The 14,044-nt window shown below is 62.1% G+C and carries 10 protein-coding genes and 1 tRNA gene; 4 read left to right on the top strand and 7 right to left on the bottom strand.

From position 1 onward, the window contains the following. Nucleotides 1–91 precede the first annotated feature (91 nt). Both IRI77_RS16775 and IRI77_RS16770 read left to right on the top strand, forming a co-directional pair. Entirely contained in the window at nt 92–985 is an 894-nt protein-coding gene (locus tag IRI77_RS16775) for a sugar phosphate isomerase/epimerase family protein (protein ID WP_194453187.1), read from the top strand. 143 nt (nt 986–1,128) lie between these two features. Continuing rightward, nucleotides 1,129–1,205: transfer RNA gene (locus tag IRI77_RS16770), tRNA-Met, on the top strand. A gap of 348 nt (nt 1,206–1,553) precedes the next feature. On the opposite strand, the gene IRI77_RS16765 is transcribed toward IRI77_RS16770, so the two are convergent. From IRI77_RS16765 to IRI77_RS16745, 5 genes are all read right to left on the bottom strand, one after another. Further along, nucleotides 1,554–1,751 (bottom strand): hypothetical protein, encoded by a 198-nt coding sequence (locus IRI77_RS16765; RefSeq protein WP_194453186.1) that lies wholly within the window; start codon nt 1,749–1,751, stop codon nt 1,554–1,556. A 402-nt stretch (nt 1,752–2,153) separates the two neighbouring features. After that, nucleotides 2,154–5,504, bottom strand: a complete 3,351-nt coding sequence (locus IRI77_RS16760; protein WP_194453185.1) for a TonB-dependent receptor — start codon at nt 5,502–5,504, stop codon at nt 2,154–2,156. Nucleotides 5,505–5,602: 98 nt separating this feature from the next. Beyond that, nucleotides 5,603–6,601, bottom strand: a complete 999-nt coding sequence (locus IRI77_RS16755) for a Gfo/Idh/MocA family protein (RefSeq protein WP_194453184.1) — start codon at nt 6,599–6,601, stop codon at nt 5,603–5,605. Continuing rightward, nucleotides 6,598–8,808, bottom strand: a complete 2,211-nt coding sequence (locus IRI77_RS16750) for an alpha/beta hydrolase (RefSeq protein WP_194453183.1) — start codon at nt 8,806–8,808, stop codon at nt 6,598–6,600. Before IRI77_RS16750 ends, IRI77_RS16755 begins: the two co-directional genes overlap by 4 nt. Before the next feature lie 94 nt (nt 8,809–8,902). Then, nucleotides 8,903–11,044 (bottom strand): TolB-like translocation protein, encoded by a 2,142-nt coding sequence (locus tag IRI77_RS16745; protein ID WP_194453182.1) that lies wholly within the window; start codon nt 11,042–11,044, stop codon nt 8,903–8,905. A 12-nt stretch (nt 11,045–11,056) separates the two neighbouring features. Here IRI77_RS16745 and IRI77_RS38360 point away from each other — a divergent pair, with 12 nt between their 5' ends. Next, nucleotides 11,057–11,179, top strand: coding sequence for a hypothetical protein (locus tag IRI77_RS38360; protein WP_267239386.1), 123 nt, complete (start codon nt 11,057–11,059; stop codon nt 11,177–11,179). A 314-nt stretch (nt 11,180–11,493) separates the two neighbouring features. Here IRI77_RS38360 and IRI77_RS16740 read toward each other — a convergent pair whose 3' ends face one another. After that, a complete protein-coding gene (locus tag IRI77_RS16740) occupies nt 11,494–11,970 on the bottom strand; it encodes a DUF6714 family protein (RefSeq protein WP_194453181.1) in 477 nt (158 codons plus the stop codon). 123 nt (nt 11,971–12,093) lie between these two features. After that, nucleotides 12,094–13,113 carry an alpha/beta hydrolase gene (locus IRI77_RS16735; RefSeq protein ID WP_194453180.1) on the bottom strand — a complete coding sequence of 340 codons (1,020 nt, stop codon included), beginning with the start codon at nt 13,111–13,113 and terminating at the stop codon, nt 12,094–12,096. Between the two features lie 254 nt (nt 13,114–13,367). Between IRI77_RS16735 and IRI77_RS16730 the strand changes: the two genes are divergently transcribed. Continuing rightward, nucleotides 13,368–14,039: a hypothetical protein gene (locus IRI77_RS16730; protein WP_194453179.1), complete on the top strand. Its 672-nt coding sequence runs from the start codon at nt 13,368–13,370 to the stop codon at nt 14,037–14,039. Nucleotides 14,040–14,044: the final 5 nt, after the last annotated feature.

The raw sequence follows: 14,044 nt of genomic DNA, 5'->3' as shown, positions 1-14,044 counted from the left end.
GCCTTGCTATCGACGGGCCGGTGGTGATAGCGTGCCCTGTGAGCTGAAACAGGACTCCTTCCGCCTACCGCCCACTTTGGAGGTCCGAACCATGCTTCGACGCCGCGAATTCCTCGCGACCCTCTCCTGCGCCCCTCTGGCTGCCGGTGCTGCCGGCTATGAGCCCGTCATCGCCGCTCAGGCCTACATCTTCAGTCAGGTCTATGCCATGCACGGCCAGAAGATCGACGATCACTTCTCCGAGGTCTTCGAGACGCTCAAAGAGGCTGGCTTCCATACCCTGGAACTCGTCAGCCAGTTCTTCGCCCCCGATGTGGTCACGAACACTGCGCAAACCCTCATGCTGAGCCGCATGAAATGCCCCGTGGTCTACAACGGCGGAGTCATGCACACCGCCGATGGCGCCAAGCAGACCATCCAGGAGACCGTCGCGCTGGCCAAGCGCGTAAAAGCGGTCGGGCCGCTCGAGTTGATCAACTTCAACGCCAACCCAAAGCCCAACAAGGAGCCCAAGACCGACGCGGAGCTCGCGCTGCAGGCGGAGAGCTTGAACCGGTTGGCCAAGGATCTGAAAAAGACAGGCGTCCGCCTGATGCTGCATCAGCACGACGCGGAAATGGCCCAGGACGCCCGCGAGTGGCGTCACATGCTGAAAAACACAGATCCAAAGCTGGTCGAGATTTGCCTCGACGTCCATTGGGTATTGCGCGGCGGTCAGGATCCGATGACCCTGCTGAAGGAGGCCGCGCCGCGCCTCGCCGCCCTCCATCTCCGCAATTCGCAAAAGGGCGTCTGGACCGAGGCCTTCGGTGAGGGCGAAGTGGATTACACGGCCGTAGCGGCTTTCCTCAAGCAAGGTGCCTTCCATGGCTATCTGGTGGTCGAACTGGCCTATGACAAGGAGACCCAGATGACCAAGAGTCTGGAAGTGAACCTGAAGAGCAGCCGCGAATACGCGGAAAAGGTCTTCGAAGTCAAAGCCTAGCCGGAACAGGGCGGGGCACTCCGCTCGCTCCGCCTTCGCTTCGCCTCCCAGCGGCGCAAGCTGTCGGCGTCATCTCGCTGCCACACCAGCGAAAAAAGTGGTCCAAAAATTGACGCCAGCCACCCGCTGCGTTACCATCATGTTGCGGGGTGGAGCAGCCTGGTAGCTCGTTGGGCTCATAACCCAAAGGTCGTAGGTTCAAATCCTACCCCCGCAACCAACCCTGTCAATCAGTTGCACTCCTTCCGAGTGCGACTTCCGCTCCCGGAAACTCCCAATACCCTATTCTGGTTAGCTGCTACTCTTTGCGCCATTGCTGTAGGTGGGCATGGTTCCAAAAACACACGGCCGGTCCTGCCGTCGGCCGCCCTCTTTCCAGTCCCTCACTCCGACTCTTCCTTAAGCCGCACATGTGCAGTCAGAAGCGGGTCGAAAGCTCCTTCGAGTGACGTTACTATGTGCTTGAAACATCGAAAGCGGCATGAAGTGCATACGCCAGTGCATCATCGAGGTGGCATCAGGAATAGTCGGTGTGCCGGAAGCCCATCTCTCCACGGGATCACCTTGGTCACAACTGCCCCCTCCCTTCGATGCTGTCGAGTTGGTCATGAGTGTCGAAGCAGTCTTCGGGATCGAAATATACGATCAGGAATTCGCCGGGATGCACTGTCTGGATGACCTGATCAAGACGGTCGAGCGGCGACTCGGTGAGGGCCCTGGCGTTGCGGTCGAGTCGTAGGCTTTCCAAGCCGTCGCGTTCGGGCATCTTCCGCCGTCCAGAAACAGAAAGCCTTGAATTGGTCAGCTCAAGCTAGCGGGTGGGCCTAAGTACGCTCGGGACGTGTTGCAGTACCCCGCAACCAACCCAGATACATCTACGCTGGCTTCCACCAACTCAAGCCCAACTCGCCACGCTCCTTCCAGTCCTGTCCTTCTGTCCAATCCGCCCCTGGACCGACGATTCGTCACTCCCGGGCCGTTCGACCGGCTCCACGCCGCACCCTGCACCCTGTTCGCGGAGCTCGCACAACTTGTCTGAAGCGCCGCACCTCATCTGCGATCCCTCGGCTATCGGCCTTGACAGGCCAGGCGAGCGGAACTACCAGAGCACCTTCCAACTGGGAGCTCGATCGTCCCGCTCATCCTGGTCCGCAGAGCCGAGTCGGCGCTAGAATTGAAACCGCGCGCCCAGCCAGATGTGACGCTCGCCATTGTTATTGGTGACCGTGGGATTGAGCAACTGGTTCCCGCTCGTGGTGCCGGTGATTTGCCCCATCCCGCCCGAACTAAGGTCGTTGTTCGGAAGGCCGGGGTTGGCGTGGTTGAACAGGTTCATGAAGTTACCCTGCAGCTTCAGGCTGACTTTCTCCCCTAAGTGGAAGCTCTTGTGCACGCCAAAGTTGACGGTCCAGGCTCCGGGACCCACAAGGGAATTCGCAGCACAATTGCCATAGAGTCCGGCTGCGGGCACCGAAAACGCGGCGGTGTTCAGATATACGGCGTTATTGTCCCAGGCCCAGTGGGAATTGCCGGTGTATGGCTTGGCGCCGGTGCAATCCGGACGGGTGGCGCCGCCGTTGCGATTCTGCAGCCAGGACGTGCCTTGGTAGATGGGGGAGAAGTACTGGCCGCTCTGGATCACGATCGCACTGGAAAGCTCCCAGCCGCCGACAACAGCGTCCACTGTCTTGGACGCACTGGAAAGTAGGGCTTGGCCGCGACCCGTGGGAAGCGTCCACACCACGTTTGGGACGAAGCGCTGCCGTGGCACGAGAGTATTGTTGCCCCAGTCGTAATGGCGGTCGTAAGGGTTGCTCGGCGTCCCGACCTCACCGTTGCTGATGTTCTGGTCGGTCATATTCTTCGAGTAAGTGTAGGCCGCCTGGAACTGCAGGCCTTGCGCGAAATTTCGAACGAGCGCCAAATCGAGGGAGTTGCTCTTCTGGATGGCACCGTCGGTCTCGTAGTTGATATTCCCGCCGGTCCAGCGTGAATACAAATAGACGTTCGTGAGGTCGGAAGTGCCGGCCTTGGGAAGGTTCAGATTGTAGAAGACCGGCAGCTGCGTCGACATGGAGCCGCGATAGGTGGCTCGGGCGACCATCGAATGTCCGAGGTCGCGCTCGAAGGTCAGGTTCCACTGCTGAATCATGGGCGTTTTCAAGTGCGGATCGGTGGCGGTGATGCTGTCTCCGCAGTCGGCTTCCGCGGCGCACACGCCGTTCGATGCCTGGGAGTTGGCAAACGGATTTGGGAACTGGAGGGTCGGTGTTGGAGTGGTGTTAAAGAGCCTCAGGGATTTTGAGGAGAAGACGTCCTGGCTTCCAGGGCCGAAGTTGTCCTGATAGGATGCGATCAGTGCGCCATAATAGACGCCATAGCCGCCCCGGAAGACGGTTCGGCTGTTCAGCCGGTAGGCCAGGCCGACGCGCGGGCCGAAATTCTTCCAGTTTCCGTACATAAGAGAACGTCCCGGGAATCCGGACGGAGAGATCTCAACGGGGATATCCAGCGGGACGCTCATATAGGGCAACGCCTCCTTCGACGGCACAACGACGGCCTGGGTGGCGGGGTTCCAGTTGACCCGCCTGTCGTTGTTATCCACCGACGGCATGAAGTACTCCCAACGCAGGCCCAGCGTTAGGGTCAGTTTGGGCGTAACGTTCCAGGTGTCGTTGAGATAGACGCCCGTGTCAGTTTTTCGATTGTAGCGGGGCAGCGCGGGTCCTTTGAGCCGAACCTGCGACGGGTATCCCAACATGAAGTCGGCTAAGCCGAAACCTGTGTATTGACCGTTGAAGTTGAATTGTCCGAACTGGTTGTTCTGGGTGTTGAGGACCGGGTTGCCATAGCGAACTAGGACGCCGGTCTTGAACGAGTGCTTCCCCCAGTGGAAACTCAGGTTGTCGAGCAGTTCGTACTGTTGGCTGATGTTGGTTGCGATCGGGTTGGGGTAAAGGTCGAAGAAGTTGTTGATCTCCATGTCCGGCAAACCGGGAGTTCCGGCGGGGACGGTGGTTCCGAGATTGAGGCCAATGGCTTTCAGGAAGGTATTGCCGTCCTGTTGCGGAGTGCGAAATGAGGCGTCGCGCCCAAAGCCCAGGCGGAACTCGTTCACGAGCACCGGCGTGAAGATATGGGTCTCGGAGAAATAGTCGTTGGTGCTGTTGCGAACCTGGAGGAATCCATAGCCGGGGACAGGTGCGTTGTAGCTTCGCTGCCATGGGTCGGTCTGGCGGGTGATGCGTCCGGACAACACGTCCTTGTCGCCGATGTGGTGATCGATCTTGATATCGAAGCGGTCTATGTGCTCGGGGCCGAAAACGGTGTTGCGGTAGTTGTTCAGGTAGCTATTGGGATTGCTGGAGGTGCCGGAGTAGTTCGGAGCTGGATAGAACTGGGTAAAGGCCTTGGAAACCGGGTTGATCTGGAGGCCGGCATTGCCGAGTTTGTTTCCTGGAATCGGTGTGCCGGTGAGCGGATTCTTGAGTTGAATCGCACCGTTGATCGGGTCGAGCAGTGCTGAGAAATCGCCGGCGACAAATGCCTGTGTGGGAACCGTGGTGGTGCCGGTGCTCGCGTTGCCGGCGGCGAGAGGGAACGTCCGGTGTTCCTCGGTGAAGAAGAAAAAGGTCTTCTGGCGGCCACGGTATATTTTGGGCAGTTCCACCGGCCCGCCCACGCTTCCGCCCCACCATTGAAGTAGGGGTCCGATGATCCCTTGCGACCGGTTGGATCCCTGATTCAGCGGTCCCGCGTTCAAGGCGCTGTTGTCAGTGGTATAGAAGCCGCTTCCATGCAACCGGTTCCCGCCGCTTTTTGTGGTCGTCATCATCGTGGCGACACCGGGGAATTCGGCTGAGTTGTTGCTCTCCATCACCACCACTTCCGCGATGGATTCATAGGACTGATCATTGGTGAGAGGGCCCGACTGACCGCCGTAGGCGTTCTGCATGGTCTGGATGCCGTCGATGGTGAGGTTCAGGAAGTTGTTGCGGTTCCCGCCGATCATCAGGCCGCTGCCATCGAAAACGGTAGAGGGCGTCAAGCCCGCCATCTGCATGACCGCGCGCATGGTGGGGGCGGCAAGAATCTGCTCGCCTGTCTGGACCGACGAGATGGCCGCGTTCTCCGTGTTCATCGCCGGGGGAGTGGCGGTCACCTCGACGCTTTGACTGGAGCCGCCGATCTGAAGCCGGGCGTCGAACCGGGCGCTTTGCGCCGCCGTAAGCACGATGACCCTGCTCTTCAGGTCCGTGAAGCCGGGCACTGTGATGCCGACTAGGTAGTTCCCCGGTTCGAGATTCGCGAACGTGAACAGCCCCTCGGGACCGGTGGTTCCGGTGCGCGCCACGTTGGTATCAGCGCCGGTCACGATCACCTTTGCGCCGGGCACAGCGGAGCCTTGCGGGTCCGTCACCGCCACGGTGATTGAGCCTTGGGCGGATTGCGCGAAACCGACGCCCCCAAACAACAAGAGCCCGGCAAGTGTCAGTGCTGTTATTCTCCGAAGCTTCATTTGATCCACTCCCCTTTGTTCAACTTCCCGTTTTCAACACCGATGCTACCCCGCCGCTTCTCCAGGAAAAGAGTAAACATGAGTTATCATTCGCGCGGTTAACGGTAAACCGGGCGTTTGCGCCGCCTCAAACCAAGGCGAGGATCTCGTCCTGGCGGGTGGAGATGCCGCGGAGCGGATCTGGGCCGCCCCCCCGGTAGTCGATAGCTCGAAGAGTAGGCATCAACTTCGGCCGGTCCACGCCGCCTTCCAACAGAGGTACAAACTCGAATCCAGCGCTCTGGAGTTTGATGTCCTTGGCGTGCAAGCGTCGGATACGCCGGCCCACGGATCGAATCCAATCCTGCCGGTAGCCCGAAATCATCACATTGCCGATGTCGAAGCGGAATCCGCCCACCACAGCCGGCGGCGCGAAGCGGTGGCGCTCCTGCGATCCAGGTGAACATGTCGAGCCTGTGGATGCCTTGGTCCACGATAATGTCGCCGGACTTGTTCCTGTCGAAGTGCCAGCTCAGATGACGCGGGATGTCCCTGCCGTGCCGCGTGCCCTGCATGATCAGCACGCGTCCCATTCTGCCGCCTTGCACAAACCGCACCGCGGCGTTACGCGCCGGGTCATAACGAAGCTGGACGCCGGACTGGAAAACTCCGCCCGCCCGGGCGGTGGCGTCCACAACGGCACGCCCGTCTTCCACGTTCAGCGCCAGGGGCTTCTCCGCGTAGAGATGCTTGCCCATCTCGAGAACTGCGACGTATATCTCCTTGTGCAAGGGATCCGGAACGGCCATCACCACCGCCTGGATGCTCTTGTCGATGTCGAACATGACGCGAAAATCGCTGTACTGCGCCGGGAGTTGCCGCGCGCGTTCAGCACTTTGGCTGGCAGCGGCGACTGCCGCGGGATTCACATCGCAATCGGCCACGATTGTGACGCCGGGCAGGCTCAGCAGCTTCGTCAGCAGAAAGTACCTGCGGTTGCCGAGTCCGACGACGGCAACGCGCAGCGTTTCTGCCGGCTCCGCTGCGGAGAGTGCGCCCACGGCAGCGGCCGTCAGCAGGCCACTCCGGGTTGAGGATTGGGCTAGGAGTGAAGTCACGGTCGTGTGTTCCTCGTCGCCGATATGGCGGTGTCCTTTCGATCGCGGAGCCATTTGAGAAACTCAGCCGCGTCGAAACGCAGCGCAGGCCGGAAGTCGAATCCGGAATCGGGCGATCGCGCCGCGCGCCGCATACGCTCGGCTGTATCGCCAGCGTCCCCGGCGTCGCGCGCCTGCCGGAATAGGACGCGCCTCGGTGCGATGGTCGCCACGATGTCGGCGATATCCGCGTTGGCAAGGGCGGACGGAATCACCGACCCGAAGTCCACTTCGTAACCGCCCGCATCAAACCTGCCGCGGATCTGAGCCGAGTTCCACACACGCCGCAGTTCCCTGCGGTTGCCGGCCGGCACCTGCATCGTTCTCATCTGGGATACGAAACTCTGAAAGCCGTCGGCCACGGCGACGCCTTCGACACGCTTGTCCACTGCCGCGGCCATCAGCGCCGGAAGAGCATCGTCGCCAAAACCGGCTAAGACGATGCGCTTCATCGAAAGATCCGGACGGGTGGCTACGTAGTCCACGGTTCGCAATAGATCGAAGGCGCGGAGTCCGGGGAGCGGCCGTCCGGAGAGAATCTGGCTCGAGATCAGGCGGTAGTTGAAATCCCGGTCCCGGTTGAAGCGGCCCAGGGTTTCACCCCGTCCGCGAAGGTCGACGGCCAGCACCGCCCACCCCGCCGCGGCAAGTTGCTTCGAAATGGGTTCCTCCCAGAACGCCACTCGCCCGCCCTGGTGGGCGACGATCACCACCGGCAGCGGGCCACGTTCGCCGTCCGGTTTCCGCAAGGTGCCAGGCACATACTCGCCGTCCTCGCTAAGGAAACCAATTTCTTCCAGCAGCATGCCGTCCGCCCGCGACACGCTGGTGCTGCGCGGCGCGAGAAAGCCTGGAGGGTCACCCCCTGGTCCGATCAGTCCGTGTAACCAGGCGCCCACTCCTGCCGCAGGCGCCGGCCCCAGGGCGGCGATGCGCTTCGCGGCCGCCTCCCGCGCCACATCCACCACCGCGCGCTGGTGCGCGATGCGCGGATCGGACGCACAGAGCAGCGGCGGCTGCTGCTCCGGGAAGAGTCTCAGCGGTGGCTCCTCAATGGCGGTACCGTCGCCGCGCCGGACAAGTTGCGCGGCTAGCCATCCGTAGGCGCGTTCCCGGAAAGGACGGGAGTACGCGTGAGGCTCTCCGGCAATCTCATCGAATCGGAAGTTGGCGGCGGCGCCCAGAAGTTCAAAGGTTGCGCGCGTGTGCGACGCCGCGCGCCGCGCACCGGCGATGGGGAAGATCTCATCCTGCTCGCCCTGCATCAAGAGCAGGGAGCGCGGAGCGATGAGCGAGGCTATCTCGAACCACTCCATCGATCGAAAGATCCCCGGCAAGTGCGTGCAGGCGCAGTGGGCGCCTCCATATTTAATCCAGTGATTGAACTCGAGGGTGAATCCCGCGACCGCGGCCGTCCGCACTCGTCGGTCCAGCGCCGCTGTCAGCAAGGAGTTGAGTCCGCCTCCCGAGTTGCCGGTAATCCCAATCCGCGACGAATCCACATCGGGCAGCGACTCCAGGTAGTCCAGGGCCCGCATGCTGTCCCATACCATCCATCCGGCAATCGTCTGCCCCAGCGGCAGCAGCGCATATCCGGCCTCGTGGTGAACGTTGCCGGGGATCATTCGCTCACCTTGGCCGATTGCGTCGTAGGTCAGCACCACAAATCCCTGGCCGGCCAGTCCCATGCACAGCGCCTGCACCTCGGAGGCCGTCTTCCCCTCTTCCAGGTAGTGTCCGATGGGAACCAAAACGGCGGGACGCGGGGTCTGGCCGCCGGAGCGCGGCCGATAAAGGTTCGCCGTTATCGGAAAGGCGGGCCGGCTCTCGAAGACCACGGTCTCCACCGAGAATTCGCCGCGGTCCGTGCGCGCGAGCAGGCGGGGATTCAGGGGAGTGCGTTCCGGAAGGGGATCAAGCCCCAGGGTAGTCAGGAGCGCCTTTTCCACCCTGGGCCTTCTTTGTTCCCAGGAGGCGGCATTGGCGGGAGTGTGCCAGCGGAGGAGGGACTCGGCCGCATCGCCGATCGATTTGACCAGGGCGGTCGCGCCCGGAACAATGCTCGGCGGAAAGAATGAGCGGTCGCCTGCGGCCGGCCCTTGTGCTGACAGCGCGCCCGCGGTCAGCCAGCAAAGTAATCCGCAGAAGCGGTGAACTGTCGTTGCCAAGCTTCCTCCTCGAGCTCCAAAGGTACTCAAACCTGGAGGGCTTGGGCAGTAAAACGGCCCGTTACTGGGCCGGTTTTCCGTAAACGGGAAGGAATCAGAACGGCTTTCCGGACGATGTCGTCGCCATCCACACGTTGGCGCGGGGTTCCGTGATGACAAACGCCGCTTTGCCGTTGGCCACCGACAGCCACCCCGACCACGGCGCGTGATCGTTGTGGTGGAAGTGCAGGATCGCGAGGGCATCGCCGGCACGCGCCGATTCCGGTTTCACCTCCCGTCGCCACAGGCACTGGTAGCCATCGCGCCGCGAGAAGTAGTATATGCTGCCGCCGTCCGGCGACCAGTCCAGGTATTGCGCATCGGCGTCGTCGGACGCCTGCACCCACTCGTTCCGGCTCGGAACCCGATGCGGATCGAAGGGAATCAGGAATCCGCCAGAGCCGTCAATGGCCACGGCCACTCGCCGGCCATCGCGGGAAAACACCGCCCGCGTGAGCCGCTGGGGAGCATAGCGGATCCACTCGACGGTCGCGCCCGAGTTCCAGTCCATCAGCATCAGGCTGGTCATGCTGGCGTTGTTGTAGAGGAGCCACCTTCCGTCCGCCGACCAGTCCTCCAGGCGTCCGCACGTCTTGCACTCCCGGGGCACCGGGACGCTGCCGGCCGAAGCCGCATAGATGGTCTCTGGCTTGGGAGGGTTTCCGCGAAGCAGGGCGCGTTTGCCGTCCTTCGATATCAGCGGGCGATCCAGTGACTTGCCCAGCCGGGCCAGCACGGTGTCCCGGCCGGTTGACAGATCGCGGGTCACCAGTTCGTACTCTCCAAGGTTCGAGTGCGCAAAGGTGACCTGCTGGCCGGATGAGGACAGCGCCGGAAACAATCCGTGACTGGCGGGAAAAGCGTCCTCCGTAATTCGCGCTGGATCGCCGGCCGGCAGACCCGTCGCGGGATCCAGCGGAACGGCAAAAACCCAGCTCTCGAGATCCTCCCTTTGAAACAGCAGTTCGCCGCGGGCTGAGAGCCGTGGACATGCTTCGATGGCCGAACCGGAAGTCATCGGAAGAGCCGGTCCCTGGATTGTCCGCGAACCCTGCTTGAGCGTCACCTTCCAAATGCCGGCCGAACTGTCGCGTGGGAAGCTGAATACGACTGTATCGAGATTCCAGTCTCCGGGCGCCAATTCCCGTTCCGGAGGGCCAAGACCGGCGGAGGTGAGGGCCTGCCGGAATCCCACTGATACAGCCTCGCCTCCGATTCGCGGCACCAGGTACCAGTCGTAGGATCGCGGTCCCCTGCCGGGGTTGTTGACTGAGCCCAGGAACAGCAGCGACTGTCCATCCGCCGACCAGACCGGCGACCCCACCGGCGCTACATTGCCGGTCGCCACTTCGTAGGGCCGGCCGCCGGCAGCTGGAATGGCCAGCAGGACTCCGTCCGTCCCCGGCCGGGCGGCCAGGCAACTGATCCACGCACCGTCGGGTGAAAACCGGGGCATCCACGCGTGGTCCGCGATTCTCCGCTCCTCCCGGCCGTCGACGGAGATGAGGTAGATTCCGCCGCCATCCTGGCGGGAACGGAAGACGATCAAACGGGAATCCGGTGAGATATCCGGAGTGAGGTCGTCAGCGTCGTGATGAGTGATGCGCACCGGAGTTCCATCGCCAACGCGCTGGCCCCAGATGGAGAAGTGCGTGCTTTCCCGGTCCGACGAGTAGACCAGCAGCTTGCCGTCTCGCGAGAGCGCGGGAAAGGAGGTCGCGCCGCGATGGTAAGTGAGCTGGGTGAAGCGCAGCGGCGCCTGTTTGTCTGAGGTCGTGCGGCTGTAAAGGAAGAGCACGCCCACCACGGCCAACGTGGAAATTGCCGCCACCAGCAGATTGCCGCGCCGGCCGAAACCGGCGCCGGCCGCTGGCTTTTCCGTAGCCTGGACAACCGGGCCGGCAACTGGGAAACCCGATTCTGGCAGGGCCGGGGCAGCGGTTGTGCGCTTCCTGAAAATCGGCACATAAGTGCCCTTTGGCAGCTCGATCTCCACCGGGTCGGCTGTGCCTTGCTCGGAGTAGTATTCCTGCAGCCGGGTTCGCAGCTTGGCGGCTTGCACACGAACGATCGGATCGATTCTCGGATCGAATGCTTCACCCCGGTCGAAAACCGCCTCTCCGAGGATGCTCTCCTTCAGGCCGTCGGCGCGCTCTCGCAGTACTTCACTAACGACGAATCGAAGGAACTTTGTCAAACTGGGGGATTTTTGAAACCGGGGAGCCGCGAGGACACGCTCCAGCGCCTCGGTTACATCGAGCGCAGTGACTGGCGCGACATGACGCGCTATGTCGCCAACCGGATCCGGTCTCTCAGCTCGGGCGCTCATTGAGCTCGATCCCCTGCCTTCCTTGGCGTATATTGTAGCCCACGGCTCCAGGCAGCCGGGTTTACGATCGATGCGAGGGCATTGGTTGCTGTGGCAGCGCCTGGAGCTCCAGAGTCATCGGCTCTCGACGGCTAAGCCCGGCGGGTGCATCCAATTCTTGACGATGGTGCCATCTCCTTGACAACCGCACTGCCGCAACTCGCGCAATCGAACCTGTGAGTTCCATACCCCGACTTCAGACGGTATGCCAGAAAGCCTAAACGGAATGACGTGTGCGTTCGGATTGTTGCACTACCCCGCAACCAAACCGGATCCATCTACTCTGGCTGCCACCAACTCAAGCCAAACTCGGCACGCTCCTTCCAGTCCTGCCCTTCCGTCCAATCCGCCACGAACCGCAAAAAGTCAGCCACTGCTGCTCGTTGGCTGGAATGGAAGAGACCAACCGTCTCGCCAATGCTCTTCTCATCCCACCCTTCGTCTTCGCTCCCGGGACAAAGAAAGTACATCGTGAACTCCAGGACAACGTGATCGTCCACATCGCTGGTCTCTATGGATCGCAGAAGCCACGCAGGAAGGAAGGCGATCAGGGCACTCGGTTCCAAGAGGGAAAGGCCGATGGAACCGTGGAACAATACCTCGGGTGAGAGCTCATCCCACCGCTTACCTGAGAGTTCCCGACGCAGGTTTATCCCGTCGTCGCATTCGTCATGCGTCGAGACGAGTCCCTCAAAGGGGAGCGGTGGAAACGCATCGATCAGTTTCTGCCGGTATCCTCTGGTTTCAGGCAGCATACTCATCTCTCCTACAGTGACGTCAATGCCGGCTGGAAGGCCCGTTTGAATAGACTCGGAGCGTTGCAGTCCCGCGCTACGCCCTCAAAACGGGACGCATGACCGGCGGACGCAGCCTGGCCGCTACTTCAAGTATTTATCCAGGAACTCGATCACCGTCTTCCACGTTGGCTGATACAGCATCGGATTGACCACTGAGCAGTCTGCTCCAGAGGTCGAGCGGATCGTCGCCCCCTCCCGCAGCGAATCGTTCGTCAGAAAGCCATTCCAGTTCCCGTGTGCCGCCTTCGGCAGGCTGATGAACACGGTCTCCTTGCAGGCCTTGTTCAACGCCATGTAGAACTGTTCCCCCTGGTTGTGCGGCACCAGTTGGTCCGAACCGCCGTGCAGAATCAGGATCGGCGGATCGGCCGGCGTGATGTATGTCATGGGACTGGCTGCCTTTACCTTCTCCGGACAGGTCTGGATGGCACACCCGACCAGTCGGGATTCCGGTGACTCCTCGCCATCGTGACACTGCGGACCGCTGCACTTGCGCAACGCCCAGGTGTCCATATTCAGGAAGTTCGTCGGCGGATAGAACGCCACCGCTACCTGCACGGCGCTCGAAACGCCGGTTACTCCGACCGAACCCTCCATCTCGGGCGCGTCCCCGGTCACTGCGGTCATCGACGAGGTCCAGCCTCCGGAACTATCCCCGATGATGCCGATGTGATTGGGGTCGAAATTGTACTTGGCGGCGTTGGCCCGCAACCACCGCACGGCCGCCTTCATATCGTGCAGTTGTCCCGGAAACTTCACTTGCGAGCTGGACCGGATCGAGACCCCTGCCACGGCGTACCCAGCCAGGTTGAGTTGCGCCGCGACGGCGTCCGCGCTCCGCTTGCCCGTGTCCGCCATCCAGGCCGAACCCGCCGTCCAGATCACCACAGGCATCGGCCGCGTCGCGCCGGCTGGAAGGTACAGATCCAACTGATGGCCCTTGCTCGTCTCGGGATCAGCCGGAGCATAGGCGACGTCGGCTTGCGTGGGGGCGATACTCGGGGGCGCGCCGGCTCCAGGCTGACTCGTTGCCGGCTGCCCGGTCAGTCTGCCGCCCGCACCTAAGGTCAGGCAAAGGATCAACAGGTAGGTTCGTCTCATCGCATTCTCCCGACGGGGGCCGATCGACGCCATCGGCATCTCATCCAATCCGTTGGAGTCTCTTCCGCCGGCCCGGTACGCACGCATTCTGTCACGAACGGCACTGGGGGTGTTACCCGGTAGACCGGCTTCTCCTCCTGCCGTGAGCCAACGTCAGCGCGGCCCGCATCGCGTTGATTCGGTAGATCAATCGATCAGAACCTCCTTTCTTCGGTTGGCATCTATACTGAATGAGGGGTTAGCCCCTCGTCCGCATGATGATCGAGCGCGCACACTCCAGCACCAGCCGGCTTTGGGAACGTCTCTCCGGGTGTGCACGCCTGCTGTCCTTCCTCCTGCTCCTGTCGGCGCCCTCCTGGGCTTCCGGCTCCGGTGTCAATGACCCGGCCGGATGCCCCGACTCGGGCCTGGCCCATCTGCCCGGCACGTGCGCCAATGCTGATTTCGACGGCGATCGGCGCACGGACGAAGCCATCTCCACCGACCTTTCGGGCGTGGGTGGCCGGCTCACCTTCCGCGTTCAATTGAGCCAGGGGCAGCCTTCCATCGAGTACGCCATGCCGCGGCTGCGCCCGGCCTATGCCCTCGCAACCCGCGATATCGACAGCGACGGCGACGTTGACGTCATCCTGCTCGGGTTCCTGAACCAGAGAGTGGGCGTCTTCCTGAACGATGGCTCCGGCCACTTCCAGTTTGATGAGAGCGGGAGCTACCTCGCCCCCTCCGGTGTGGCTCAGGACTCCTGGTCAGCCAGCCGTCTCCCGGGTCTCCGTTTGCTTGCCTCCCTCTCCGACGAGAGGGTCTCGTCGGTGCAGATGGAAGATTCCTCCCTTACACCCTTCGGCCCGCGCCGATTCATCCCCGTCCGCGACTCGGCCCTGCCGGATATCGGCACCGCCTGCGTCGGCTGTATTCGCGCTCCCTGAGTCTC

This window comes from Paludibaculum fermentans, assembly GCF_015277775.1.
GTDB lineage: Bacteria > Acidobacteriota > Terriglobia > Bryobacterales > Bryobacteraceae > Paludibaculum > Paludibaculum fermentans.
Note: the sequence above shows the minus strand (reverse complement) of the source record. Positions and strands in the feature narration are given on the sequence as shown.